The organism is Paraburkholderia podalyriae, from assembly GCF_014397785.1.
Lineage (GTDB): Bacteria > Pseudomonadota > Gammaproteobacteria > Burkholderiales > Burkholderiaceae > Paraburkholderia > Paraburkholderia podalyriae.
Genome location: NZ_VZQQ01000002.1, coordinates 245743 through 272410 on the forward strand (window position 1 = coordinate 245743; position 26668 = coordinate 272410).

Annotated in this window: 17 protein-coding genes, 1 pseudogene and 1 riboswitch; of the genes and pseudogenes, 9 read left to right on the forward strand and 9 right to left on the reverse strand. The window is 66.2% G+C overall.

The features are described 5' to 3' along the window. Positions 1-5: 5 nt before the first annotated feature. Entirely contained in the window at positions 6-797 is a 792-nt protein-coding gene (locus tag F6X42_RS03310; protein WP_187632835.1) for a DUF899 domain-containing protein, read from the reverse strand. A gap of 237 nt (positions 798-1034) precedes the next feature. Here F6X42_RS03310 and F6X42_RS03315 point away from each other — a divergent pair, with 237 nt between their 5' ends. Further along, entirely contained in the window at positions 1035-1361 is a 327-nt protein-coding gene (locus F6X42_RS03315; protein ID WP_187632836.1) for a hypothetical protein, read from the forward strand. Positions 1362-1401: 40 nt separating this feature from the next. Here F6X42_RS03315 and F6X42_RS03320 read toward each other — a convergent pair whose 3' ends face one another. Then, on the reverse strand, positions 1402-3165 hold the full coding sequence (locus tag F6X42_RS03320) for a sensor histidine kinase (protein WP_187632837.1): 1764 nt from the start codon (positions 3163-3165) through the stop codon (positions 1402-1404). Between the two features lie 397 nt (positions 3166-3562). Between F6X42_RS03320 and F6X42_RS03325 the strand changes: the two are divergent. The 6 genes and pseudogenes from F6X42_RS03325 to F6X42_RS03350 form a co-directional block, all read left to right on the forward strand. Then, positions 3563-4420 (forward strand): annotated as a pseudogene (locus F6X42_RS03325) (ammonium transporter); the annotation flags it as partial. A 77-nt stretch (positions 4421-4497) separates the two neighbouring features. Next, positions 4498-4559, forward strand: a riboswitch (Fluoride riboswitch). 71 nt (positions 4560-4630) lie between these two features. Continuing rightward, positions 4631-5011, forward strand: coding sequence for a fluoride efflux transporter CrcB (gene crcB, locus F6X42_RS03330; RefSeq protein WP_187632838.1), 381 nt, complete (start codon positions 4631-4633; stop codon positions 5009-5011). Positions 5012-5516: 505 nt separating this feature from the next. Further along, positions 5517-6362 (forward strand): IclR family transcriptional regulator, encoded by an 846-nt coding sequence (locus tag F6X42_RS03335; RefSeq protein WP_187632839.1) that lies wholly within the window; start codon positions 5517-5519, stop codon positions 6360-6362. A gap of 435 nt (positions 6363-6797) precedes the next feature. Further along, positions 6798-8204, forward strand: a complete 1407-nt coding sequence (locus F6X42_RS03340; protein ID WP_187632840.1) for an MdtA/MuxA family multidrug efflux RND transporter periplasmic adaptor subunit — start codon at positions 6798-6800, stop codon at positions 8202-8204. A gap of 23 nt (positions 8205-8227) precedes the next feature. Next, on the forward strand, positions 8228-11362 hold the full coding sequence (locus F6X42_RS03345; protein WP_187632841.1) for an MdtB/MuxB family multidrug efflux RND transporter permease subunit: 3135 nt from the start codon (positions 8228-8230) through the stop codon (positions 11360-11362). 3 nt (positions 11363-11365) lie between these two features. Further along, positions 11366-14692, forward strand: coding sequence for an efflux RND transporter permease subunit (locus F6X42_RS03350; RefSeq protein WP_187632842.1), 3327 nt, complete (start codon positions 11366-11368; stop codon positions 14690-14692). A 32-nt stretch (positions 14693-14724) separates the two neighbouring features. On the opposite strand, the gene F6X42_RS03355 is transcribed toward F6X42_RS03350, so the two are convergent. The 3 genes from F6X42_RS03355 to F6X42_RS03365 form a co-directional block, all read right to left on the reverse strand. Beyond that, positions 14725-15189 (reverse strand): hypothetical protein, encoded by a 465-nt coding sequence (locus tag F6X42_RS03355; RefSeq protein ID WP_187632843.1) that lies wholly within the window; start codon positions 15187-15189, stop codon positions 14725-14727. 74 nt (positions 15190-15263) lie between these two features. Next, on the reverse strand, positions 15264-15827 hold the full coding sequence (locus F6X42_RS03360) for a peroxiredoxin (protein WP_187632844.1): 564 nt from the start codon (positions 15825-15827) through the stop codon (positions 15264-15266). A gap of 171 nt (positions 15828-15998) precedes the next feature. Continuing rightward, entirely contained in the window at positions 15999-17300 is a 1302-nt protein-coding gene (locus F6X42_RS03365) for an EAL and HDOD domain-containing protein (protein ID WP_187632845.1), read from the reverse strand. 353 nt (positions 17301-17653) lie between these two features. Here F6X42_RS03365 and F6X42_RS03370 point away from each other — a divergent pair, with 353 nt between their 5' ends. After that, positions 17654-19468 (forward strand): putative bifunctional diguanylate cyclase/phosphodiesterase, encoded by a 1815-nt coding sequence (locus F6X42_RS03370; protein ID WP_187632846.1) that lies wholly within the window; start codon positions 17654-17656, stop codon positions 19466-19468. 95 nt (positions 19469-19563) lie between these two features. Beyond that, positions 19564-21021 carry an HDOD domain-containing protein gene (locus F6X42_RS03375; RefSeq protein ID WP_187632847.1) on the forward strand — a complete coding sequence of 486 codons (1458 nt, stop codon included), beginning with the start codon at positions 19564-19566 and terminating at the stop codon, positions 21019-21021. Positions 21022-21121: 100 nt separating this feature from the next. Here the strand turns inward: F6X42_RS03375 and F6X42_RS03380 are convergent, their stop codons facing one another. From F6X42_RS03380 to astD, 4 genes are all read right to left on the reverse strand, one after another. Next, positions 21122-22498, reverse strand: a complete 1377-nt coding sequence (locus F6X42_RS03380; protein WP_187632848.1) for an EAL and HDOD domain-containing protein — start codon at positions 22496-22498, stop codon at positions 21122-21124. 275 nt (positions 22499-22773) lie between these two features. Then, entirely contained in the window at positions 22774-23868 is a 1095-nt protein-coding gene (gene astE / locus F6X42_RS03385) for a succinylglutamate desuccinylase (RefSeq protein WP_187632849.1), read from the reverse strand. Continuing rightward, positions 23852-25192 carry an N-succinylarginine dihydrolase gene (gene astB / locus F6X42_RS03390; protein ID WP_187632948.1) on the reverse strand — a complete coding sequence of 447 codons (1341 nt, stop codon included), beginning with the start codon at positions 25190-25192 and terminating at the stop codon, positions 23852-23854. Before astB ends, astE begins: the two co-directional genes overlap by 17 nt. A 12-nt stretch (positions 25193-25204) precedes the next feature. Further along, positions 25205-26668, reverse strand: a complete 1464-nt coding sequence (gene astD, locus F6X42_RS03395; protein WP_187632850.1) for a succinylglutamate-semialdehyde dehydrogenase — start codon at positions 26666-26668, stop codon at positions 25205-25207.

Genomic DNA, 26668 nt, shown 5'->3' on the forward strand with positions numbered 1-26668 from the left:
ACACTCTAGTCGTCGCGTTTCCGAAACGCGGCCTCTCCGGCATCTGACACCTCGACCCACTTTGGATCGGGAGCGGCGCCGGGGACGTAAGTGTCGTTCCAGTTCCACCACTTGTACGGTCGGCTCTGCGGGTAGCCCTCCGGCGAATCCTCCCAATTCTCCTGCCTCCCGAGCGCCGTCATGTCGAGGTAGCTCCAGAGGGTGCCCATCGCCTCGTCACCACGCCCGTTAATCAGGTACGTGCGGAACACACGCTCACCTTCACGGATGAACGCGTTGTGGCCGTGCCATTCGGCCACGTCGAAGTCGGCGTCGAAACTGTCGGTGATGGTGTACCAGGGGATCATCTCCCAGCCCATCCGGGTTTTCAGCCGCGCGATATCGGCTTGCGGCGCGCGCGAGGCGTACACGAGGGTGGTGTCGCGAGCATGCAAATGGGCGAGGTGGGAAACCTGGTCGGCGCCCAGGGAACAGCCAATGCACGCGTGCTCTGGCCACCCGTGCACGCCAGGCTCGAAAAAGGCGCGATAGATGATCAGCTGGCGGCGGCCCTCGAACAGGTCGAGCAGGCTTACTCTGCCCTCGGGCCCGTCGAACGCATACGCTTTTTCCACCGCAAGCCATGGCATCCTCCGTCGCTCGGCAGCCAGCGCGTCGCGGGCACGCGTCAAGGCTTTTTCCTTGACGAGAAGCTGCTCGCGCGCAGCCTCCCACTCTGGCCGCGACACAATCGGTGGTGTTTTCATGGCAGGCTGTCCGTCTTTGCCGTCCTTCTCAGGTGACTGATTCGTCGTCATTGCAACCTCCGGGTTAGAGCGATGTCCTGTGTGGTCGGGTGGAAACGCGATTCGCTCACCGGCCATCGCTCGCTGCTGGTGATGGGATAGTTTAGGTCGCCAGACAGCGAATGGTGGGAGTGACAAATGTGACGCGATTCCTTGTCTGGCGGCTTGATTCAGGAGAAGCAGAATCCTCTGACAGTTGCAGGCGGGACGCCTCCCTATAGTCGCGGCTCTTTGGGGAGTGCTGTTTCCATGAAACTGATCGACTGGACCGTCACGCTCGTCATCCTGCTGATGGCGATCGTGTTTTTCTGCGCGCGCCGGCCGCCAACCTGGCCGCACAACCACCGCGCCCGGCACATCGCAGGCACCCGTCTGCTGATGCAGGCCGCGTGCGCACTGTGGGCGGCGCTGCTGATCGTCACGAACGGCCTGCTAGCCGTCGAGTGTCTTGCCGGCGTCCGCCCGACGCCGATCGAATCGTTCGCCGGCATCGCCGTGCTGCTCGCATGCAGCTGCTACTGGTCGGTGCGCGGCAGCAGACTGCTCAGGCCGCGGCAAATTTTCGCCGGTTGCTGAGCGAGCTGAGGCAACCCGCGCCGCACGATCGAGCGATCGCCTACCGTGTACTGATTCCTCTCATCGCGTCGATCGAGCGCGCGGGCAACCCGCTGCCTGAGCCCAGGCCGGACCCCGCAGCGCGTTGCCCGCCGTCGCGCGCAGCGCACGCCGCCTGAGCCGGACCCGCCGCCGCGAGCGCAGGCGCGCCAGCCGCCGCCGCCGCCGGTTCGGCGCCTGCGGCACCCGGCTCTGGCAGCGACAGATAGAACGTCGTGCCCACCCCCTCCTTCGATTCCGCCCATACGCGCCCGCCGTGCCGCTCGACCATCCGTCGCACGAGGGCGAGGCCAATGCCCTCGCCGGCCGCCGCATTGCCATGCAGACGCTGAAACGCGGTGAACAGGCGCGGCAGCGCGATCGCCGGAATGCCGACGCCGTTGTCGCGCACGTAGAAGATCCGCAGCGAATGCACGCCCGGCGGCGCGGGCGTCGTGCCGATTTCGATGCGGCCCTCGCGCGCGGGGTCCAGATAGTTGACCGCATTGCCGACCAGATTCGCGAAGATCAGTTCGAGCGCGGTCTGATCGCCCCATACCGTTGGCAGGTTGCCGACGGTCACGCGCGCGCGCCGCGCGCGAATCGAGCCCTGCATCGCGTCGACGACGCGTTGCACGATGTCGCGCACGTCGACCTTCTGGCGCCGGTACTCGACACGCCCCACGCGCGACAGCCGCAACAGCGCGTCGATGATGTGCGACGCGCGCAGCACGGCGCTCTGCAGATAATGCAGCGCCTCGCCGATGTCTTCGTCGATGACCCACTCGATACGCTCACGCGTGTTCATCGCCAGCGACGAGCCGCGCACCGCATCGCGCAACTCGTCGCAGGCGCGGATCAGTTCCTTCGAAAAGCCCTGCAGGTTCACGAGCGGTGCGCGCAGATCGTGCGACACGCTGTAGACGAACATTTCGTTGTCCTGGGTCTGCTGGCGCAGCGTCTCGTTGATGCGCGCGAGTTCAGCGGCACGGCGCTCGAGGTCCGCGTGAAAGCGCGCCTCGATGCGCTCGGCTTCGAGCAGACGCCGGCTCGTCTCGTGCAAGGTCAGATCGATCCGCGCGATTTCATCGCTGCCCGCGCCGACCGGCGCGAGCGGCTCATTGCCGGCGAGCCGGCCCGCATTGTCGGACAGCAGCGCGAGCCGGCCGCGCACGCCGCGCGTGAACATCCAGACGGCGAGCGCGACGAACACCAGCGAACCCAACGCGGCCGCGACGATCAACGTCTGTTCCCGCTCGCGCACCGCGGCGACGGAACTCGAGCGCGAGGTATCGAGGCGTCGCTCCTCGGTCTGGAACGCGGTCACCTGCAAACGGAAACGATCGAGCACGTCGGCCCGCGCCAGATCGTGGAAGCGCTCGAGAATCTCGCCGCGCCGTCCGGCGTGCAGCACGTCCTGGATCCGGTCCGACCACTGGCGATAGGCCTGCGCCGCCTGACGCACCTCGGCCACGCGCTCGACCTGGGCGGGATCGTCGGCGACGAGTTCGGCGAGCTCGTCGATGCGCCGGTCGATGTCCACCCACACTGCGAGCGGGGTCGTGAAGTGCGCGTCGCTGGCAAGCACCGCGCCACGCAGCGCGACCGATTCGGACAGCACCGGATCGAGAATCGCCGTGGTCTGGCGCAGCACCTCCTCGCTATGCATTGCCCAGCGCTCGGCCAACGTCGCGTCAGCCTGCGCCTTCACCAGGCTGGAGAGCAGCGCGAGTTCGAAGACGGCCGGGATCGCGATCAGCAACAGGCCTTTAGTGGTCAGTCTCATGCGGTCCCATTGGACGGGTTGGCCGACGGCTCATACACGGAGTCGGCACATTATGTCGGCGTTTGCGCGCGACGACAAAGAGGAAACGAACCGGGCGACCATAGCAACCCGACGCGTCAGGATTTCGAATGAGGATGTAATTTAAATCGAATATTTCGCCCCAGTCTGGGTCATCCCGCCCATCGATGTCGCCTAGTGCACTTCATTTGTGCTTTGTATATCTATAGAGGTGCATGGCGCGCCCCGCAGCGGATTGCGCAAAACGGTCGGATTGCCATCCCGGTGCCCGTTTGCACCGCATCGAAGCAATCCGCACGATTTTGGCCCACTTCTTGCTCGCATAGCGCACTTTTTTGGCATAAGCGGGACATATCGATGGAAAGTCTGAAATACGGGCTCCAAATTCAACCCGCAGCTGTTCGCGACGTTCGTGCTGGTCGGCTTCGTTTATCCGTTCTTCGAAGGCATCGCGTGGAATGACCGCTTCGGCATCCAGGGCTGGCTCACCCGGGCTTTCGGCGCGCCGTTCCATGACTTCGCGGGCTCCGTGGTGGTTCACGCGTTCGGCGGCTGGGTCGCGCTGCCGGCCGTGCTGCTGCTCGGCGCGCGCCACGGTCGCTATCACCGCGACGGCGGCATCGCCGCTCATCCGCCGTCGAACATTCCGTTTCTCGCGCTCGGCGCATGGGTGCTGACGGTCGGCTGGTTCGGCTTCAACGTGATGAGCTCGCAGACGCTCGACAAGATCAGCGGCCTCGTTGCCGTCAACTCGCTGATGGCCATGGTCGGCGGCACGCTGACCGCGTGGTTCGCGGGCCGCAACGACCCGGGCTTCACGTACAACGGCCCGCTCGCGGGACTCGTGGCCGTGTGCGCGGGCTCGGATCTGATGCATCCGCTCGGCGCGCTGGTCACGGGCGGCATCGCCGGCATGCTGTTCGTCTACATGTTCACCTGCGTGCAGAACCGCTGGCGCATCGACGACGTGCTCGGTGTGTGGCCGCTGCACGGCTTGTGCGGCGCATGGGGCGGCATCGCGGCGGGGATCTTCGGCACCCACGCGCTCGGCGGGCTGGGCGGTGTGTCGTTCGCCTCGCAGGTCATCGGCACGCTCGGCGGCATCGTCGTGTCGGGGCTCGGCGGCACGGTCGTGTATGGCGTGATCCGCATGACGGTCGGTCTGCGGCTCGACCAGGAAGAGGAGTACAACGGCGCCGATCTGTCGATTCACAAGATTTCGGCGACGCCGGAGTGAACCTGGCGGCGCTCGCGGGAAGTGGGACAGGCGCGGGCCACGAGCCTGTCCCCAAATGCCCCGCGCCGATGTTAGACTTCGCGCCTGGAGATGGCATTCTCCATTAACCGCCCTTGTGGCTGATGATGCCTGCTACGCCCGGTTATGCGGACGCGGCATCAACTCGCCCGCATCAACCGGTTTGTCGACATTCCGGTTCGATCCTCTTCCATGTATTGGTCTTTTCTCGCTGTCGCGATTGGCGGCGCTCTCGGCTCGCTGTTTCGCTGGTTTCTCGGCTTTCGACTGAACGCGGTCTTTAGCGATCTGCCGCTTGGCACGCTCGCCGCCAACATGATCGCCGGCTACATCATCGGCGTGGCGGTCGCGGGCTTCGCGCGCGTGCCCCAACTCGCGCCGGAATGGCGACTGTTCGTCATCACCGGTCTGATGGGTGGCCTGTCGACGTTCTCGACGTTCTCCGCCGAGGTCGTACAGCGCCTGCAGGACGGCCGGCTCGGCTGGGCGGCCGGCGAAGTGGCGATTCACGTGAGCACGTCGCTGATCATGACGATTCTCGGCATCGCGACGGTTTCTTTGCTGGCGCGCTGAAGCAACGCCCGCGAAATCAGTTCAAAAACGCGGTTTTAAAGTCACCTTCCCGAGTCGTCAACCCGCTGTGCAGATGCCATTGGGGCATTCGTTTTGCTGCGGACTTCGTTAATGCCCCGACAATAAAAAAAAGGCGTCACGTTGCCGCGACGCCTTAAAAGTTCTAGCCATTCCGAGGGCCGTGCTAGAACCTGAGAGAAGGTATTCGAAAACCGCAAGCCCATATAATGGGTGATCGATCCTGGATTCCGGGAATTTGCGCTCGCATGCATCAGATGCAACCGACGGAGCGACTTTCGAAATGAGGTTCCATTTTTTATGGTTATGCTGACTAAGTCAAGCAAAAAGATGTAGTCGCCCCCGCCAATCGGAAATTTCTTCCGATACAATGAATTTCCTAAAAATAATCGAATGAACGCCCCGGTTTGGAGATGCCCGCGCCCGCTGCGAGCGGCCATCACCAGGTTGTCGAACGAACAATTTGAAATACTGTTCCAAAAAACGCATGAACCGCTCCACACGTAGCCAAACCGTCGCCGCCAAGGTCCCCGCCGGCAAAGACCGGGACGGCCCGGGCGATGAAGTCACCGCGCTCGCGCGCGGCCTGACCGTATTGCGCGCCGTCGCGGCCGCGCATGCTCCACTTAGCAATCGCGAACTCGCCGAGTTGACCGGCATTCCGAAGCCCACGGTGTCGCGCATCACCGCGACCCTCGTGGGCACCGGTTTTCTACTGCGACTGCCCGACAGCGAGCGCTTCGTGCTGACCTCGTCAGTGCTGGAACTAAGCAACGGCTTTCTGCGCAATTTCGACATCCGCTCTCGCGCGCGGCCATTCCTGATCGAACTCGCGGAATGCACCGCGTTATCGGTCCATCTCGCGGTGCGCGACCGCTACGACATGGTCGTGATCGACACCATCCGACCGCGCTCGGCGGTGCTCGTGTCGCGGCTCGAAGTCGGCGCGCGCATGAGCCTGACGCGCACCGCAGTCGGCCGGGCATACCTCGCGTCGCTCGCGCAGCCGGACCGCGACCGCCTGCTCGCCGGCCTGCAAACGGCCGAAGGTGACGACTGGGGCCACATCGGCAGCCGTCTCGAAAGCGCGCTCCGGGACACGCTGGAACGCGGCTTCGCGATCGCCACCGGCGAGTGGCACGACGGTTTGAACGCGATCGCCCTTGGCTTTGTCGGGCCGTCAGGCGAGCGATACGCGGTCAACTGCGGCGGCTCCGCCGACCAGTGTCCGCGCGACTGGCTGATTTCGCGCGCCGCGCCCGCGCTGCTCGAATGCATCGACAAGATCGTGCTCGAGATTGGCGGCGCCCCGGGGCGCCGGCTCGACGAATAGGCCCGTCGGCCGCAACGGGCGCCAAATGGCGCCACGCGCTGGCGGCCTGGGCGGCGCCAGCCGCCTTCGATCCGCGCAATGACGACGGTAGCCCGCCTTCGCCCGACGCTTCGCCAACATCCTGTAACCTTCGTAATCAAACGAAAAATACGCAGCTGGACTGTTACGGAGGCCGCAACGTACGATCACGCATCCCGTCGCGGGAACGCCCTCGGCGAGCCGCGAGCGCCGTCGAAACGGCCTCGCCCATCCGTGATGATTTCGCATTGCGTTAACATCTCTGTCCCGCGCCTCGAGTAGCATCGCGCTGAACATTGCGCGGCGCCCGCCGCTACAACCGCCTGATATGCCGCCCATGTGCCGGCCCGCCGCCCTTCGAATGGCGGCGACCGCCTGAGCGGCTCACATCATAAAGCCAGCCACCTGACCGAACCGATGGACGAACAACCAAAGCACCCGGAAACCCAACGCCCTGCCGCTTCCCAGCCATCCGCGAACGGAGCGCAAGCGAGCGCGCCCGGCGCGGTGAAACGCCGCCGTGGCCGCACCATCGCGCTGATCGTCGCGGTGCTGGTCGTGCTCGGCGCCGTGCTGTGGCGCTGGCATCCGTGGGGCGGCCCGGGCAGCGGCGCCAGCGCACCGGCTGCCGCGAGCGGCGCGCGCGGCGGCCGCTTCGGCCGCGGCGGTCCGAACGCGATGGCCAACATGCCGCAGCCGGTGCACGTCGCCGCCGCGACGCAGGGCGAGATGCCGGTCGTGCTGACCGCGCTCGGCACGGTCACGCCGCTCGCCACCGTCACCGTGCTGCCGCAGCTGAGCGGCGTGCTGCAGGACGTCTATTTCAAGGAAGGCCAGATGGTCAAGAAGGGCGACGTGCTGGCCCAGATCGATCCGCGCCCCTATGAGATTTCGCTGCGCAACGCCGAAGGCACGCTGGTGCGCGACCAGGCGCTGCTCGCCACCGCGCGTCTCGATCTGAAGCGCTATCAGACGCTGCTCGCGCAGGACTCGATCGCGAGCCAGCAGGTCGACACCCAGGCGTCGCTGGTGCGGCAATACGAGGGCACGGTGAAGTCCGACCAGGCGAACGTCGACAGCTTCAAGCTCGACCTCGTCTACGCGCGCATCACCGCGCCGGTGTCGGGGCGCGTCGGTCTGCGCCAGGTCGACCCGGGCAACTACGTGACCTCGGGCCTGACGAACGGCATCGTCGTGATCACGCAGCTCGATCCGATCAGCGTGGTCTTCACGACCTCCGAGGACAACCTGCAGCAGATCATCCAGCACACGCAGAACGGCGAGCAGCTGTCGGCCACCGCGTACGACCGTAGCAACACGCACTCGCTCGAAGTCGGCTCGCTGAAAACGATGGACAACCAGATCGACACGACCACCGGCACGATCAAGCTGCGCGCGATCTTCGAGAACAAGGACAACGGCTTGTTCCCGAATCAGTTCGTCAACACGCGCCTGCTCGTCGATACGATCCGGAACGCGGTGATCGTGCCGACCTCGGCGGTGCTCAACGGCTCGATGGGTCCCTTCGTGTACGTCGTGAAGCCCGACAACACGGTCACTGTGCGCCCGGTCAAGGTCGGCCCGGTCGACGGCGAGCGCTCCAGCATCCAGTCGGGTCTCGCGCTCGGCGAGCGCGTCGTGATCGACGGTTCGGACCGGCTGCGCGAAGGCTCGAAGATCACGATCCCGGCCGAGCGGCCGCGTGGCGCATCCGGCGCATCCGGCGCATCGGCCGCATCCGGCGCGCACGGCGCGAGCGCTCCGGCGAGCGCCTCGGGCGCGCACGCGCATCGCGGCCGGCACGCGTCGCAAGCCTCGCAATAAAGTAAAGGCACGACACTTACCGCATGAATCCATCCCGCGCTTTTATTCTGCGTCCCGTCGGCACCGCGCTGCTGATGGCGGCGATCATGCTGGTCGGCCTCGTCGCGCTGCGCTTTCTGCCGCTCTCCGCGTTGCCCGAGGTCGACTATCCGACGATCCAGGTGCAGACCTTCTATCCGGGCGCGAGCCCGGACGTGATGACGTCCTCGGTGACGGCGCCGCTCGAGCGGCAGTTCGGGCAGATGCCGTCGCTGAATCAGATGTCGTCGCAAAGCTCGGCCGGCTCGTCGATCATCACGCTGCAGTTCAGCCTCGACCTGCCGCTCGACATCGCCGAGCAGGAGGTCCAAGCGGCGATCAACGCGGCGGGCAACCTGCTGCCGTCCGACCTGCCCGCGCCGCCGATCTACGCGAAGGTCAACCCGGCCGACGCGCCGATCATCACGCTCGCGATCACGTCGAAGACGCTGCCGCTCACGCAGGTGCAGGATCTCGCCGACACGCGTCTCGCGCAGAAGATTTCGCAGGTCGCGGGGGTGGGTCTCGTGAGCCTTTCGGGCGGCCAGCGCCCGGCGATCCGCATTCAGGCGAACCCGCGCGCGCTCGCCGCGTATGGCCTGAATCTCGACGACCTGCGCACCACGATCTCGAACCTGAACGTCAACACCCCGAAGGGCAATTTCGACGGCCCGACGCGCAACTACACGATCAATTCGAACGACCAGCTGACCGACGCCGACCAGTACAAGAGCGCCGTGGTCGCATACAAGAGCGGGCGTCCGGTGATGCTGACCGACGTCGCGAGCATCGTCGCGGGACCGGAGAATACGAAGCTCGGCGCGTGGGTCGACACCACGCCCGCGATCATCCTGAACGTGCAGCGCCAGCCGGGCGCGAACGTGATCCAGGTGGTCGACAGCATCAAGGCGCTGCTGCCGCGGCTGCAGCAGTCGCTGCCCGCCTCGCTCGACGTGCAGGTCGTCACCGACCGCACCACGACGATCCGCGCGTCGGTGCGCGACGTGCAGTTCGAACTGGCGATGTCGGTCGTGCTGGTCGTGCTCGTGATGTACCTGTTCCTCGCCAACGTCTACGCGACGATCATTCCGAGCCTGTCGGTGCCGCTGTCGCTGATCGGCACGCTCGCCGTGATGTACCTGTGCGGTTTCTCGCTCGACAACCTGTCGCTGATGGCGCTGACCATCGCCACCGGCTTCGTCGTCGACGACGCGATCGTGATGATCGAGAACATCGCGCGCTATGTCGAGGAAGGCGACACGGCGCTCGAAGCCGCGCTGAAGGGCTCGAAGCAGATCGGCTTCACGATCATTTCGCTGACGGTCTCGCTGATCGCGGTGCTGATTCCGCTGCTCTTCATGGGCGACGTGGTCGGGCGCCTGTTCCATGAATTCGCGATCACGCTGGCGGTGACGATCGTCATTTCGGCGGTCGTGTCGCTGACGCTGGTGCCGATGATGTGCGCGAAGCTGTTGCGCCACACGCCGCCGCACGACAGTCACCGCTTCGAGGCGAAGGCGCACCGCGCGATCGACTGGGTGATCGCGCGCTACGCGGTCGCGCTCACGTGGGTGCTGAACCGTCAACGCTCCACGCTGGTCGTCGCGCTGCTCACGCTGGTGCTGACCGGCCTGCTGTACGTGTTCGTGCCGAAAGGCTTCTTCCCGGTGCAGGACACCGGCGTGATCCAGGCGATCACGCAGATGCCGCAGTCGGTGTCGTTCGCATCGATGGCCGAGCGTCAGCAGGCGCTCGCCGACCAGATCCTGAAGAACCCGGACGTCGAAAGCCTGACCTCGTTCATCGGCGTGGATGGCAGCAACATCACGCTGAACAGCGGCCGCATGCTGATCAACCTGAAGCCGCGTGACGACCGCAGCAACACCGCGAGCGACGTGATCCGCCAGTTGCAGAAGGACGTCGCGCATATTCCGGGCGCGTCGCTGTACATGCAGCCGGTGCAGGACCTGACGATCGACTCGACCGTGAGCCCGACGCAGTATCAGTTCATGCTGACCGATCCGAACATCGGCGAATTCACGACGTGGGTGCCGAAGCTGGTCGACCGGCTCAAGCAGTCGCCCGAACTCGCGGACGTCGCAACCAATCTGCAGGACAACGGCCGCTCGGTGTTCATCGAGATCGACCGCGAGACCGCCGCGCGCTTCGGCATCACGCCGGCCACCATCGACAGCGCGTTGTACGACGCGTTCGGCCAGCGCATCATTTCAACGATCTTCACGCAGTCGAACCAGTACCGCGTGATTCTCGAAGCGCAGCCGACGATGCAGCACTACACCACGTCGCTGAACTCGATCTATCTGCCGTCTTCCACGTCGACGGGCGGCCAGGTGCCGCTGTCGTCGATCGCGAAGTTCATCGAGCGGCCCGCGCCGCTGCTGGTCACGCACCTGAGCCAGTTCCCCGCCACCACCGTGTCCTTCAACCTCGCGCCGGGTTCGTCGCTCGGCGCGGCCGTGAAGGCGATCGAGCAGGCCGAAAAAGACGTCGGCCTGCCCGCGTCGTTCCAGACGCGCTTCCAGGGCGCGGCGCTCGCGTTCCAGGCGTCGCTCGCCAACGAGCTGTTCCTGATCCTCGCGGCGATCGTCACGATGTACATCGTGCTCGGCGTGCTGTACGAGAGCTTCATCCATCCGATCACGATTCTGTCGACGCTGCCGTCGGCCGGCGTCGGCGCGCTGCTCGCGCTACTGATCACCGGCCACGATCTCGACATCATTGGGATCATCGGCATCGTGCTGCTGATCGGTATCGTGAAGAAGAACGCGATCATGATGATCGACTTCGCGCTCTACGCCGAGCGCGAGGAAGGCAAGCCGCCGCGCGAGGCGATCTACCAGGCGTGCCTGCTGCGCTTCCGGCCGATCCTGATGACCACGCTCGCCGCGCTGCTCGGCGCGCTGCCGCTGATGCTCGGCACCGGCGCGGGCTCGGAGCTGCGCCGTCCGCTCGGTATCGCGATCGCCGGCGGCCTGATCGTGAGCCAGCTGCTGACACTGTTCACGACGCCGGTGATCTATCTCGCGTTCGATTCGCTCGGCCGCCGGCTGCGCGAGCGCTTCCACCGCGGCGATTCGTCCGGTAGCGCCGCGCCGCCCGCCACCGATGCAGGGAACTGAGCGATGAACCTGTCGCGTCCGTTTATCTCCCGACCGGTCGCCACCACGCTGCTGGCGATCGGCATCGCGCTGTCGGGCGTGTTCGCGTTCACGAAGCTGCCGGTCGCGCCGCTGCCGCAGGTCGACTTCCCGACCATCTCGGTGCAGGCAACGCTGCCGGGCGCGAGCCCGGAGACCGTCGCGACGAGTGTCGCGAGTCCGCTCGAGCGGCATCTCGGCTCGATCGCCGACGTCACCGAGATGACGTCGCAAAGCTCGGTCGGCTCGACGCGCATTACGCTGCAGTTCGGCCTGAACCGCAACATCGACGGCGCCGCGCGCGACGTGCAGGCGGCGATCAACGCGTCGCGCGCCGACCTGCCCGCGAGCCTGCGCAGCAACCCGACCTACCACAAGGTCAACCCGGCCGACGCGCCGATTCTGATTCTCGCACTGACGTCCACCACGCTGACGGCGGGCCAGCTCTACGATTCGGCCGCAACCGTGCTGCAGCAGTCGCTGTCGCAGGTGCAAGGGGTCGGCGAAGTGGATGTCAGCGGCTCGGCGAATCCGGCCGTGCGCGTCGAGCTGCTGCCGCATGCGCTGTCGCATTACGGCATCGGCCTCGAAGACGTGCGCGCGGCGCTCGCCGCGGCCAACGCGAATAGCCCGAAGGGCTCGATCGAGTTCGGCGAGAACCGCGTGCAGTTGTACACGAACGACCAGGCGAGCAAGGCGTCGCAGTACAAGGACCTCGTGATCGCGTATCGCAATGGCGCGCCGGTCAAACTCTCCGACATGGGCGAAGTCGTCGATTCGGTCGAGGATCTGCGCAATCTCGGCCTCTTCAACGGCAAGCGCTCGGTGCTGGTGATCCTTTACCGGCAGCCCGGTGCGAACATCATCGAGACCGTCGACCGCGTAAAGGCGATGCTGCCGCAACTGCATGCGTCGCTGCCCGCCGACGTCGACATTTCACCGACCTCGGACCGTTCCATTACTATCCGCGCGTCGCTGCGCGACACCGAGCGCACGCTCGTGATCGCGGTCACGCTCGTCGTGATGGTGGTGTTCCTGTTCCTGCGCAACTGGCGCGCGACGCTGATTCCGAGCGTGGCCGTGCCGATCTCGATCATCGGCACCTTCGGCGCGATGTACCTGATGGGCTTCTCGATCGACAATCTGTCGCTGATGGCGTTGACGATCGCGACCGGCTTCGTCGTCGACGACGCGATCGTCGTGCTCGAAAACATCTCGCGCCACATCGAAGACGGCGTGCCGCGCATGAAGGCCGCGTTCATCGGCGCACGCGAGGTCGGCTTCACGGTGATGTCGATCAGCATCTCGCTGGTCGCCGTGTTCCTGCCGATCCTGCTGATGGGCGGCATCGTCGGGCGGCTGTTCCGCGAGTTCGCGCTGACGCTGTCGCTCGCGATCGCGGTGTCCCTTGTCGTATCGCTGACGCTCACGCCGATGATGTGCTCGCGCCTGCTGCGCGAGCCGCACGAAAAGCGGCAGGAAACCCGCCTCGGCCGCTGGCTCGAACGCGGCTTCACGTCGATGCAGCGCGGCTACGAGCGCACGCTCGGCTGGGCGCTGCTGCATCCGCTCCTGATCGTCATGGTTCTGCTGCTGACCATCGCGCTGAACGTCGCGCTTTATATCATCGTGCCGAAGGGCTTCTTCCCGCAGCAGGACACGGGGCGCCTCGTCGGCGGCATCCAGGCCGACCAGAGCACGTCTTTCCAGGCGATGAAGGGCAAGTTCTCGGAGATGATGGCGATCGTCAGCAAGAACCCGGCGGTCGACAGCGTGGTCGGCTTCACCGGCGGCCGGCAGACCAACTCGGGCTTCATGTTCGTGTCGCTGAAGCCGAAAAGCGAACGCAAGCTCTCCGCCGACCAGGTGATCCAGCAACTGCGCGTGCCGCTCGGCGACGTGGCCGGCGCGCGCACGTTCCTGCAGGCGGTGCAGGACATCCGCGTCGGCGGACGGCAATCGAACGCGCAGTATCAGTTCACGCTGCTCGCAGACTCGACGCCCGATCTGTACAAGTGGGGGCCGAAGCTCACCGAGGCGCTGCAGGCGCGTAAGGAGCTCGCGGACGTGAACTCCGACCAGCAGCAAGGCGGCCTCGAAGCGATGGTGACGATCGACCGCGCAACGGCATCGCGCCTCGGCATCAAGCCCGCGCAGATCGACAACACGCTGTACGACGCGTTCGGCCAGCGCCAGGTGTCGACGATCTACAACCCGCTGAACCAGTATCACGTCGTGATGGAAGTCGCGCCGCGCTACTGGCAGAGCCCGGAGATGCTGACGCAGATTTTCGTCAGCACATCGGGCGGCAGCGCGAGCGGCGCGCAGACCACCAATGCGCCGGCCGGCACCGTGACGTCCAAAGCGACCAGCACGGCGACCACGACGAGCGCAGCAACCGGCGGCACCGCGGCCACCACCGCGACGAGCGCGGCCAGCATCGCGGCCGACTCCGCGCGCAATCAGGCGATCAATTCGATCGCGGCGAGCGGCAAGTCGAGCGCATCGTCTGGCGCGGCGGTATCGACCGCGAAGGAAACGATGGTACCGCTGTCGGCGATCGCGAGCTTCGGGCCGGGCACCACGCCGCTGTCGGTCAATCACCAGAGCCAGTTCGTCGCATCGACGATCTCGTTCAACCTGCCGCCGGGCGTGTCGTTGTCCACCGCCACCCAGGCGATCTACGACACGATGGCCGAGATCGGCATGCCCGCCACGATTCACGGCAGCTTCCAGGGCACCGCGCAGGCGTTCCAGCAGTCGATGTCCGATCAGCCGATCCTGATCCTCGCCGCGCTCGCGGCGGTGTATATCGTGCTCGGCATCCTCTACGAGAGCTACATCCACCCGCTGACGATCCTGTCGACGCTGCCGTCCGCGGGCGTCGGCGCGCTGCTCGCGCTGCTGCTGTTCAAGACCGAGTTCAGCATCATCGCGCTGATCGGCGTGATCCTTCTGATCGGCATCGTGAAGAAGAACGCGATCATGATGGTGGACTTCGCGATCGAGGCGTCGCGCCAGGGGCTGTCGTCGCGCGACGCGATCTATCAGGCCTGTCTGCTGCGCTTCCGGCCGATCATGATGACGACCTTCGCCGCGCTGCTCGGCGCATTGCCGCTCGCGTTCGGCAGCGGCGAAGGCGCGGAGATGCGCGCGCCGCTCGGCATATCGATCGTCGGCGGGCTGATCGTCAGCCAGATGCTGACGCTCTATACGACGCCGGTCGTCTATCTGTATATGGATCGCATCCGCGTGCGCTGGGAGGCGAGAAAGGCGCGCCGCGCGGGTGGCGCGGCGCCGACGTCGTCATGATGCAGTGGCGGTGGCGCGCACAGCGGTGGCGCTCACAGCTTCTGCGCGATGGCCAGCGAGAAAATCCGCTGCCATCGGCGCGCCATCCGTTCGTTCGGCATCGGCACGAGCCACTCGCCATGCCGTGAGTCCTTGACCTTCAGCGCGAGTCGCGCCTGCGCGTCGCGGCCCTGTGCTTCGGCGCCGAGCAGGTCGGCGAAGATATACGCGCCCTGCTGATCGCCGACGCGAATCTCGCAGAGCCGCTTGGCCGCCGCGAGCCGCACCGACCCCCAACTGCCCTTCAGCTCGTGCGTCCAGTCGCCGTCGCGCACGTTCGGCGCGACTTCGCGGCGCCGCTGCCGCCAGTACGCGAGCGCACCGGCGATCAGCAACGCAACCAGCACGGCGACGCCCTCGGCCACCACCAGCCCGAAAGCGGCCTGCAGCGCATAAAAGGCGCGCACCGCGCCGTATCCCAGCGCGATCAGCGCAATCAACGCAACGACAATCGGCATCGCAAGCTCTTCCGGTAAAAGGTTTTAGCCTGGCACAGGCGATACGCGATGCCACACGAGGCACACGCGGCCCTTCATTGACCCTTATGCGCGGCCGCCCACTCCTTGAGCGCGTTCAGCGTGTTCTCGACATGCTTCTCGGGCGACAGGCTCGTGTACTCGTAGATGATCTTGCCGTCGGGCGAGATCACGTACGACACGCGATTCGCCATGCCGGCCTTCATCGGCATGCCCGCGTCGTATGCGCTGATCACCTTCGCGTCGGCGTCGGCCGCGACCGGGAATTTGCTGCGGCATTCGCTGACCGAAAACTTCGTTAGCGTATCGATGTTGTCGTGCGACACGCCGATCACCGACGCGCCGTATTGCTTGTACTCGTCGACCGCATCGGCGAACTCGTGCGCCTCGATCGTGCAGCCCGTCGTGAACGCGGCCGGATAGAAGTACAGCACGACCGGCCCCTTCTTCAGTTCGTCGGCAAGCGAATACGTGTAGGTCTTGCCGCCGAGCGAGGCCTCGGCGGTAAACGTCGGCGCCGTGTCGCCGGGCTTCAGGGTTGCCGAAGCGAGCGGCGCATGCATGGCGAATCCGAACGCCATGACGGCTGCCAGTGCCGCCGGTAGGTGTTGTTTCTTCATCTGCTTCTCCATGCGTGAGCGCACGCGGTTGATCCGGTCAATCGAAGACAGCTTCGGCCGCCGTCACGGGCCGTCGCTGAACTGTCCATTGGACCACGGATGCGCACGCGGCGTCAGTCACCGCCAGGACTACAAGCGAATCGAAAGCATGCGGCGCGCGAGCTCAGCACATCAAAGACCCAACTCGGCCACGTGCGCGCCGAACCACGCCGCCGCCGACAGGTTCAGCTCCGACACCACGTCGGGCGTCAGCGCGGGGAGGCCCGCCGCCGTCGCGACCGGCGCGGCGTCGCCGCCCTCGCCCGCGACCTCGGCGATCAGCAGCAGAGCGCCCAGTTCACCCTTGCGCGCGACGATCGCGTCGCGGATCTGCGGCGCGAGGCCGAGCTTTTCGAGCACCGTATCCGGCGTGCTGTCGAGCACGATATGCACGAGCGAAAAAATCCCGGTCATGAACGCGGCGTCGGCGAATTCGCCGTCGGCAGGACGCAGCCAGTTCGCGGCCAGCTCCATGAAACGCGAGCGCGTCGCGGCCAATTGCACGAGCGGATCGGCGCGCCACGGCAGGTCGCCCGTATCCGCGTACAGCAGCAGTTGCGCCCAGCGCGCGATCTGCCGCGTGCCGGTCGCGATGATCGCCTCGCGCAGCGACGCGATGTTGCGCCCAAGACCGAACGCGCTCGAATTGACGAGCCGCAGCAGTTGCACGACCACGCCTGGATTCAACTTCAGCTCCGCCTCCAGCTCGACGATGCCGGCGTCGCGCGACAGCAGCGCGAGCAGCCGCAGCAGGCCCGGGCGCAACGAGCGGTTGCGCGGCGCGGCCAGCACCTGCGGCCGCGCGAAGAAGTAGCCCTGGAACAGATCGAAGCCGAGGTCGTGGGCGAGCGCAAAGTCCTCGCGTGTCTCGACCTTCTCGGCGAGCAGCGTCTTGCCGTGGCCGCGCAGCGTCGACGCGAGCTTCGCGACCGTGCGGCGCGGCGTCTGCAGGAAGTCGATCTTGACGATGTCGGCGAAAGGCAGCATCGCGCTCAGCTCGTCCGACAGATCGTGCACGTCGTCGAGCGCGACCTGGAAGCCGGCGCCGCGCAGCTCGCCCAGACGACGCGCGAGCGACGCGTCGTAGCGCACGGTTTCGAGGATTTCGAGCACGAAGCGCTCGGGCGGCATCAGATGGACGATGTCGCTAAAGAGCAGCGCACGATCGATATTGACGAAGCCGCGATGCTGGCCCAGCACGGCCGGCACGCCGATTCCGCCGATCGTGCGCGCGACCACCTGCGCGGTGGCCTGCGCGTCGTCGTTGATCTCGGCGTAGTTGTACGTGCCGGCACGGAACAGTAGCTCGTAAGCATGCAGCGCGCCGTCGCGATCGAGAATCGGCTGGCGGCCGACATAGACATACTGCGCGGCCGCGTCCGGGTACCCGTGCTCAGGATAGCCGGCCGACGAGCCGGCGAATGCATTACGCACCTCGGCGTCCCGCGGGACGGGCCGTGGGGGTCTGGCGGACCTGACGACAGGGCGTTCGGAGATGGATCATCGGTACAAGGTTCGGAAAGTCTATGCTGCGCGACGTCACGGGTCGCGGACCAAGGGAGATTCGCCATATTAACGGCCGCGAAGCGGCGTCACTTTAACCGAATCGTCCCGGCGACGGCAGCGGGCTTCGCCTTACCAGATGTTTTTCTCCGCCCGCCGCTAAAGATTTCCCCGCACGCGTCGTTATCTCGTTCTGATAGGGTGGCCTGCTATCTGCCGCCCCCCCAGGGACCGGCGGACCAGCAGCCGCGCCCGCGGACGAACCCAGGTTGCCAGCGACAAACATGGAAGCGAACACGATCACCGCGCCCCGCCGGGGCTCCTTGCGCACGGTCATCGACCGGCTGCGAGCGTTCGGCCGGCGCGAGGACGACGCCCAGCCGAGCAGCACGAACCGCCCGCTCCCACTGGAACAGGTGGTCGGCGCGGTCGACCTGCTCGCGCACGTCGACGATGCGTTGCGCTTCATCTACGTGTCCGACGCGAGCCTGCGCTTCATCGGCTATCACCGCGAGTACCTGAAAACCGCGACGCTGCACGATCTGGTCGCGCCCGCCGACGCGCCGCGCCTCGACGCGCTGCTCAAGCAAGCGGCGGCCTCGGGCAACGTCGAGAAAGCGACGCTCGGGCTCGTCAAGTCGCTGACCTATCCGATCACGGTCGAGCTGCGCGTCGTGCGCAGCAGCCACGAGGGCGTCGACGGCTACGCGATCGCCGGCTTCGACGTGTCGTCGTGGCGCGCCGCCGAAGAGCGCCTGACCCAGGCGTTGCATCTGGACCGGCTGACCAGCCTGCCGAACCAGTCGGGTCTGTTGCACGCGTTGCTCGACGCGCAACAGAAGGCCGACGCGCACGGCACGCCGGTCGCGTTGCTGTTGCTCGATCTCGACGACTATCAGCGCGTGAACCGCGCGCTCGGCTATGACGCCGGCGACGAGATGCTGCGCGACACGTCGCGGCGCCTGTTGAACATGACGAGCCCGAACGAAACGATCGCGCGCGTCGCGAGCGACGAGTTCGCGATCCTCGTGAAGCCGGCCGCGAGCCGCACCGACGCGGCGGCGGCCGCCGAAGCGCTGGCGCGGCGTCTGCTGACCGCGATCCAGCAGCCGTACGTGTTCAAGGGTCAGCAGGTGCACCTGTCGGCTAGCATCGGCATCGCGCTTTACCCCGACGTGCGCCATGCCAACGACACTGGCGGCCACGACACGCACCTGCTGCGCTGGGCCGACCACGCGCTGTTGCAGGCGAAGGCCGCGGGCGGCAACACGCTCGCGTTCTACGTGCCCGACGACAACCCGGCCGACGCCGAGCGCCTGAAGCTCGAGGCCGACCTCTACGACGGCGTACGCAACGGCGAGTTTTCGCTGCACTTCCAGCCGATCACGAGCAGCCGCACGCGAGGCGTGGTCGGTGTCGAGGCGTTGATCCGCTGGGCGCATCCGGTGCATGGCCTCGTGCCGCCGTCGATGTTCATTCCGCTTGCCGAGTCGATCGGGCTCATCAACTTCCTCGGCAACTGGGTGCTGAAGGTCGCGTGCATGCAGCTGATCCAGTGGGACGCGAAGGGCATCCCGCTGCAATACGTGGCCGTCAACGTATCGCCGCAGCAGTTTCGCGATCCGCGCTTCAAGGACTCGGTGCGCGAAGCGCTCGAGCTGACCGGCATCGATCCGCGCCGCGTCGTCTTCGAAATCACCGAAAGTCTGCTGATGCACGATCCGGCGCATGCGAAGGTCTTGCTCGAAGACCTGACCGCGATGGGCATCCGCTTCGCCGTCGACGACTTCGGCACCGGCTATTCGAGCCTCGCGTACCTGCAGCGTTTTCCGCTCGCGAAGCTGAAGATCGACCGGAGTTTCGTCGAGAATCTGCTAACCTCGCGAAACGATCAGGCAATCGTTAGCGCTGTCGTTGGCCTGGCGCAAACGCTCGACCTCGAACTGGTTGCCGAGGGCGTCGAAACAGAAGCGCAACGCGCGCTGCTCACCGAGATGGGCTGCGATCACATTCAGGGCTGGCTCGTCTGCAAGGCGCTGCCGTCCGAGGAACTCGCGCAGCGCTTCGAAGCGCGCGAGCTTCAGCTGCACAGCGCGTAACGGGCGATGTACACGCGACGCCCAGGCAGCGGAACAAACCGGCTCTCGACCGGCATCGCATTCACTGGAACACGTATGGCTTTTGCGGGACTCACATGGTAAAGGCGGCAGTGCTCGACCGGCTCTGGTCGCGAATGAGCGAGCGCGGCGATTTCCCTATGCTGTCGCAATCGCTGCGCACCACCATGGCGGCAGTGACCAACGACGACCTCGACTTCACCGGCCTCGTGCAGGTGGTGCTGTCGGACTTCGCGCTCACGCAGAAAGTGCTGCGGCTCGCGAACTCGGCGATGTACATGGCGTTCGGCGGCAACATCACGACCGTGTCACGCGCGCTGATGGTGCTCGGCATGGATGCGGTCGGTCACCTGGTCGTCGGTCTGAAGATCGTCGATCACTTTCATCACAGCGCGCCGCGCCGCATCGACGCGAAACTCGAACTGAACCGCACGCTGCTGTCGGGCTGCGTCGCGCGCAAGCTGACCGAGCGCGGCGACCTGCGCGCCGGCGAGGAAGCGGTGGTCTGCACGCTGATGCGGCAAATCGGCAAGCTGCTCGTCGTGTTCTATCTCGACGCGGAATGGGACCAGATTCGCCGCCATATCGACGGCGGCGCGCCCGAAGCCGATGCGTGCGCGCTCGTGCTCGGCGTCACGTTCGATGAAATCGGCGCCGAAGCCGCGGTGCGCTGGCGCCTGCCCGACACGATCCGCTCGGGCATGGGCGAGTTCGATCCGCAGGACGTGACGCAACCGCGCCAGGTGCAGTGGCTGCGCGCGATCACCAATTACTCGACCGCGGTCGCCGACGTGCTCACGCAGCAGAACATGCCCGAGTGGGAACGCGAGGCACGCATCGGCGAGCTTGCGCACGAGTACAGCGCCGCGCTGAACACGGACCCCGAGGTGCTGCTGCAGATGAGCGTCGCGCTCGCGCGCGAGGAAGGCGGCGACGGCGTGATGGCGGAAATCGTCGAACTGCGCGCGAATGCAGATGCGATCGCGCGCGAGGCGCTCACGCCCGAGGCGCGCATCGCGGTCGGCGTGGAGGACCTGCGCGGCCTGCCCGAGGGCAGCCCGCTCGCACCGGCGCTCGCGATGGCCGCGGAGACCGTGCTCGCGGGCCTCGGCTTCGCGCGCGTCGTGGTGTTCATCAAGCACAGCAACGGCACGTTCAGGGCGCGTCTCGGCCTCGGGCCAAAGATCGACGCGGCGCTGCCGCGGCTCTCGTTCAACACCGCGTTCGAGCCCGACGTGTTCCATCTCGCGATCGCGAACTCGGTGGGCATCTTCATCGAGAATGCGCGCGATCCGAAGATGGTCGCGCGGCTGCCGGAGTGGTTCCGCCGCTCGTTCGACGACGCTCGCGCGTTCGTGCTGCTGCCGGTCCTCGACGAAACCGATCAGACTGTCGCGCTGCTCTACGGCGACTGGTCGCACACCCAGGAGGCGCGCCGCATCTCGCAGAAGGAGATGGGCGTGCTCAACGAACTGGCTCAGGAGTTAGGACGTTTTTTCGGCCAGGGGCAGATGCGGGAAATGGAGACGATGTGAAGACCTGGCGTGATCGTTGATCACGCCGCTTTACTGTCAACCTTTTCCGTGTTTGCCCGAAAACGATTTGTTCCGGGCACGTGTGGGGCTTTTGCCCCACTCAATCCTCGATCCGCTCCAGCCCATCCGCGCTGCGATCCGCGACGCCGGCCCACGCGCCGGCCGCGAGACCCATCTGCGCGACCGCTTCCACCGTCAACGGCGCAAGACGCTCGCATAGCGTGGCGACGCGCTCCCATGCACCGCCTTCGAGCGCTTCGACCGCGCTCAGCAGCAGACCCAGCCTGCCCTCGCGATGCAGGATCGCAGCCTGGATCGGCCGCGACAGCGTGAGGATGTTCAGCGTTTTTTCGAGCGAGCCGCCGAACACCGCATCGACGAACGAAAACACACCGGTCAGGAATGCCGCGTCGGCTTCGTCGCGGCCCGCCTCGGGCATGCGCTCGATCGCGAGTTCCATGAAGCGCGCGCGCGCGGCCGCGAGTTGCAGCAGCGGATCGTCCTCGAGCGCGACCTTGCGGCCGTCGGCGTAGAGCAGCAGTTGCGTCCAGCGCGCGATGCGGTCGGTGCCAGTCGCGTTGATCGCGTCGCGCAGCGTCGTTACCTTGTGACCGACCGCGAGGCCGCTCGAATTCGCGAGCTTCATCAGATGCATGACGAGCACCGGGTTCAGCTTCAGTTCGGCTTCGAGCTGCGCGACCGTCGGGTCGCCCGCGAGCAGTTGCAGCAGATTGAGCAGCGCGTGGCGCGGCGCGCTGACGCGGCGCGTCGCCGAGCTTTGCGCATGCGCGAAGTAATAGCCCTGGAAGCGGTCGAAGCCGAGTTCATGCGCTGCCTCGAAGTCGGCCTGCGCATCGACACCCGACGCGAGCAGCAGCTTGCCCGCCGACTTCAGCACGCTCGCGAGCTTCGGCAGCAGCGCACGCGGCGCGCGGGTGACGTCGATCTTGACGACTTCGGCGTACGGCAGCAGCTTCGCGAAGGTCTCGTTGGGCTGCGCGACGTCGTCGAGCGCGAAGCGGTAGCGGCGGCCGTGCAGATACACGACACGCGCTATCAACGCGTCGTCGGCGTCGAGCGACAAAGGCAGTTCGAGCATGAAGCGCTCTGGGGGCAGTCTCAGGATCGCGTCGTCGAGCAGCAGCTCGCGGTTCACGTCGACGTAGGCCGGATGGCCGGTCAGCGCGCCGCGCACGTCACTCTGCACGAGCCCGCGCACGATCGCGCGCGCGACGCGTTGCATCGGCGTGGGCGCGCGGCCCGGCAATGCGTCGGCTTCGGGTTGGGTATGGATATCGGCTTGCGGGACGCCTTGGTCGGCGTCGGCGGGCGTCAGCTCGGGCGCACGCACCTTGATCTCGTAGCCGCACAGCATGCCGTCCCGATTCAGAATGGGCTGACGCGCGAAGCTGGCGATGAGCGACGCGTCGTCGGTCGTGCCGCTGGGGCTCAGAGTCTCGATTGCGATGGTGGTCATTCCAATCCCCCGCTCGGCGCCGCTGGCGCCTGGCCGCTATGTTCTGTTTTCCGCTGCACGGTGGCGCGTTTCTGTGACGTTGAAAGCTCCGTCGCGCGCGGCAGTGTGCGTCGCAATTTTATCGCAGCGTGATTGGGCACGAACAGGCTTACGAGGCAATATCTCGAAATAATTGTTGAACGTTTGCGGCACGCGTGCAGAAAGCAAAACGGCCGCAACGGGCGGGCGTTTTGCACACTTCGATGCATGGTTACTTCCTTCAACGCCTTGTCGTTCTAGACAAGCCTGGACAGCGTATCGGCGGTGGTGTCGACGACCAGCAGACCGGCGCGCAGGCCGGGCTTGACCGTCGGGTTCGGAAACACGATGCGCTCTTCGTCGCGCTGCACTGTGTATTGATAGTCGCCGTCGCGCGCGAGCAAGGTGCCCTTGGCGAGCGGCGTGAAGTTCGGCACATCGGGCGCGAGCAGCAGCTCGAACGCGTCGCTTTGCTTGGTCAGCTGATCGATGACGGTGAACACGCGCGGCAGCGCGGCTTGCGCGTCGGCAGGGGCGTCGGCTTGCGGGGTTGTTCGCGAACCCACCCGCGTGCCGGCCAGTAGTGCGCGCACCGCCAGATCCGCGCCCTCGAAGCGCGTCAGATCGTTTTCGCCGAACGGCCGAACCTTGCCAAGTTCGAGCGTGCACGCAGCGGCGCCGCACGCTTGCGCGGTGAAGTGCGAATAAGTGTTGCCCTTCGTCGTGTGCAGCAGCACCGCGCTGATGCGCGCGTCGCCGAGCCATTCGAACATCGCGCGCGACAAGGGCTTGCCGGTATGCGGCAGCAGCGCGAAGCGCTCGAACACCGACGCGCGGATCGCCGTATGCATGTCGATATGCCAGCGCGCGCCGGGCGCGGCGCACGCGTCGGCGAAAAAGCGCGTCGCGGCCTGTTCGAGCGCGGCCGCGCGCGGCGCTTCATGACTGTGCGGCAGTTGCAGATGACGACCGCTGAACAGCCGGTTCAGATCGTCGTCGCGATAGCGGCCGCCGTCGCGCATCGCCTCGATATTGCCGAGAATCACGAGCAGCCGGCACGCGAGCGCGGCGCGGCCGTGCGCGATATCGGCGACGATGCGCGACAGCAGTTCGATCGGCGCGGTTTCGTCGCCATGCACGCCGGCCGACACGAGCACGCTGCATAGGTCCGGGTGCGGGTCCGCGGGCTCGATGACGAGTACACCGTCGCCCTGCCACGTCCAGCGCACGCCGTTCGCGCACGTGCCTTGCGCTTGATGCGCAGCAGGCCGCGAACCCACGAGCGTCCACGCGAGAAAATCGTCGAGCATCGCGCTCGGGGCCGGCGTCGTGTGCTCAGCGCTGGAAGTCATATAGCGAGCCCAGATCGAGGATTTGCGTCAGCTCATCGAGCGCGGTGCGCGACTCGACCAGCAGCTTCGGATCGGTGAGATCGGCCGGGGCGAGACGATCGCGGTAGTGCTTTTCGATCCACGCATCGAGACGGCCGAACAGCGTGTCGTCGATCCACACACCCGGCGCGACGGCCGCGCGTTCGGTGTCGTCGAGAACGACGCGCAAACGCAGACACGCGGGACCGCCGCCGTTCTTCATGCTCTCGCGCAGATCGAACACGAGCACCTCGTCGATCGGACCGCTGCGCGAAGTCAGCTCATCCAGATACGCGGCCACGCGCGGATTTTCGCGGCACTCCTGTGGCACGACCAGCACCTGCCTGCCATCGGGGCGGCTCAGCAACTGGCTGTTGAACAGATACGACGTCACCGCATCGGCGACACTGACCTGCGCGTCGGGCACTTCGATCACGTTGAAGCCAGCGTGCAGGCTTGCGAGCTTCGCGCGCAGCTCGTCGTACACCGCCTGCTGCTCGACGAACGCGAGCTGATGGCAGAACAGCGTGTTGCGATTGCCGACCGCGATCACGTCGTTATGGAACACGCCCGCGTCGATCACTTCAGGGTTCTGCTGCGCGTACACGGTCGCCGCTTCCTGCAAGCCATGACGATGCGCGACCGCGCGGCTCGCCTCGAACGTCTGGCGCGCCGGATAGCGCGTCGGCTCCGGTCCGCGACGATACTCGCTGCGGCCATACACGAAGAATTCGACCCCGCGCGCGCTGTATTGCTCGCAAAAGCGCGTGTGATTCGCCGCGCCCTCGTCGCCGAGCGCGGGCGTCCCCGGCAGCGCCTCATGCACGACGAAGCGATCGGTGTCGCTGAACATCGCGCGCAGCGTGCGGCGCGTCGATTCATGCTCGATCGCGCGATGCAGCTTGCTGCACAGATTGGCCGGCGTGAAATGCACGCGGCCGTCGTGCGTATCCGCGGACGGGCTCACGGTCGCTGCGTTCGCGGTCCACATCGCCGAGGCCGAACTCGATGCCGCGAGCAACTCGGGGGCGTTGTTCGCGACGCGCGCGATCACCGAAGCGTCGTCGCCGGAAAAGCCGAGCTCACGCAACAGACGCATCGACGGACGCTCCTGCGGCGGCAGCACGCCCTGATGAAACCCGAGGTCCGCCAACTGCTTCATCTTGCGCAGACCCTGGCGTGCCGCGGCCTTCGGATTCGCGACCGACTTCTCGTTGCTTTGCGACGCGACGTTGCCGAACGACAAACCCGCGTAGTTGTGAGTCGGGCCGACCAGGCCGTCGAAATTGGCTTCAGTGGCTTGCAGCATCGTCGATCCTTAGAATTGGAGGCCCGGCGAGACGCTCGCGGGCATGTTCAATTGCGCGCTCTCGACGGACGCCATCGGGTACGCGCAGTAGTCGGCCGCATAGTACGCGCTCGGCCGATGATTGCCCGAGCGGCCCGGACCGCCGAACGGCGCGCCCGACGAAGCGCCGTTGGTCGGCCGGTTCCAGTTGACGATGCCCGCGCGAATCGTGCGCTGGAAATGCGTCCACAGCGCCTGACCGTCGGCGAGCAGGCCCGCCGAGAGACCGAACTCCGTATCGTTCGCCTGTTCGAGCGCGTCGTCGAAGCTGCGGTAGCGGATGATCTGCGCGAGCGGACCGAAGTGCTCCTCGTCGGGCAGGTCCCGCACGTCGGTCACGTCGAGAATCGCGGGCGAGACGTAGCCGAGTTGCGGATCGCGCTGCTCCATCTTCAGCAGCGCCTTCGCGCCGCTCGCGAGCAGAAGCTGCTGCGCGCCGATCAAGCGCGACGCCGCGCGCGCCGACACCACGGCGCCCATGAACGGCTGCGGATCGGCGTCGTATGCACCGACGGCGATGCGCGAGCTCACTTCCGTCAGGCGCGCGAGGAAACGCTCGCCGAACGCATCGTCGGGCACGAAGATGCGGCGCGCGCACGTGCAGCGCTGCCCCGCCGACAGAAACGCCGATTGAATGGTGTGGTGCACGGCGGCGTCGAGGTCTGCGACCGGGCCGATCACGAGCGGATTGTTGCCGCCCATTTCGAGCGCGAGCACGATCTCCGGCCGTCCGCCGAACTGTTTGTGCAGCAATGTTCCCGTATCCGAACTACCGGTGAAGAACAGTCCGTCGATCTGCCGGTGATTCGCGAGCGCGATGCCCGTGTCCTTCTCACCCTGTACGAGATTCAGCACGCCGGCAGGCAGCCCCGCATCGCGCCAGATCTGCACGGTCAGCGCCGCGACGCCGGGCGCGAGTTCGGACGGCTTGAACACGACCGCGTTACCGGCGATCAGCGCGGGCACGATATGCCCGTTCGGCAGATGACCCGGAAAGTTGTACGGTCCGAACACCGCGACCACGCCGTGCGGACGATGCCGCAGCACCGCGGTGCCGTCGGCCATCGCCGAGCGCTTTTCGCCGGTGCGCTCGTTATAGGACTGAATCGAGATGTCGACCTTCGCGGCCATCGAGGCCGCTTCGGTGCGCGCTTCCCACAGCGGCTTGCCGGTCTCGCGGCCGATCGCCTCGGCGAGCGCTTCCTTGCGCTCCGTCACGAGCGCGGCGAAACGGCGCACCACCGCGCAGCGCGCGTCGAGCGTCAGCGCCGACCATGCGGCGAACGCGCGGCGCGCGCTGCGTACGGCGCGATCGACGTCGTCGGCCGACGCGCTGTTGCCTTGCCACACCACCGCGCCCGTGCCGGGATTGTGCGATGCGAATACGGGTCCAGTGCCGACGGCCCATTCGCCGTCGATGAAAAGCTCGCTCAT

Coding starts and splice junctions, on each gene's coding strand:
- F6X42_RS03335 (WP_187632839.1), top strand. CDS start 5,517: ATGAACCGCTCCACACGTAGCCAAACCGTCGCCGCCAAGGTCCCCGCC.
- F6X42_RS03355 (WP_187632843.1), bottom strand. CDS start 15,189: ATGCCGATTGTCGTTGCGTTGATTGCGCTGATCGCGCTGGGATACGGC.
- F6X42_RS03350 (WP_187632842.1), top strand. CDS start 11,366: ATGAACCTGTCGCGTCCGTTTATCTCCCGACCGGTCGCCACCACGCTG.
- F6X42_RS03370 (WP_187632846.1), top strand. CDS start 17,654: ATGGAAGCGAACACGATCACCGCGCCCCGCCGGGGCTCCTTGCGCACG.
- F6X42_RS03310 (WP_187632835.1), bottom strand. CDS start 797: ATGACGACGAATCAGTCACCTGAGAAGGACGGCAAAGACGGACAGCCT.
- F6X42_RS03380 (WP_187632848.1), bottom strand. CDS start 22,498: ATGACCACCATCGCAATCGAGACTCTGAGCCCCAGCGGCACGACCGAC.
- crcB (WP_187632838.1), top strand. CDS start 4,631: ATGTATTGGTCTTTTCTCGCTGTCGCGATTGGCGGCGCTCTCGGCTCG.
- F6X42_RS03375 (WP_187632847.1), top strand. CDS start 19,564: ATGGTAAAGGCGGCAGTGCTCGACCGGCTCTGGTCGCGAATGAGCGAG.
- astD (WP_187632850.1), bottom strand. CDS start 26,668: ATGAGCGAGCTTTTCATCGACGGCGAATGGGCCGTCGGCACTGGACCC.
- F6X42_RS03315 (WP_187632836.1), top strand. CDS start 1,035: ATGAAACTGATCGACTGGACCGTCACGCTCGTCATCCTGCTGATGGCG.
- F6X42_RS03360 (WP_187632844.1), bottom strand. CDS start 15,827: ATGAAGAAACAACACCTACCGGCGGCACTGGCAGCCGTCATGGCGTTC.
- F6X42_RS03320 (WP_187632837.1), bottom strand. CDS start 3,165: ATGAGACTGACCACTAAAGGCCTGTTGCTGATCGCGATCCCGGCCGTC.
- F6X42_RS03345 (WP_187632841.1), top strand. CDS start 8,228: ATGAATCCATCCCGCGCTTTTATTCTGCGTCCCGTCGGCACCGCGCTG.
- F6X42_RS03340 (WP_187632840.1), top strand. CDS start 6,798: ATGGACGAACAACCAAAGCACCCGGAAACCCAACGCCCTGCCGCTTCC.
- astE (WP_187632849.1), bottom strand. CDS start 23,868: ATGACTTCCAGCGCTGAGCACACGACGCCGGCCCCGAGCGCGATGCTC.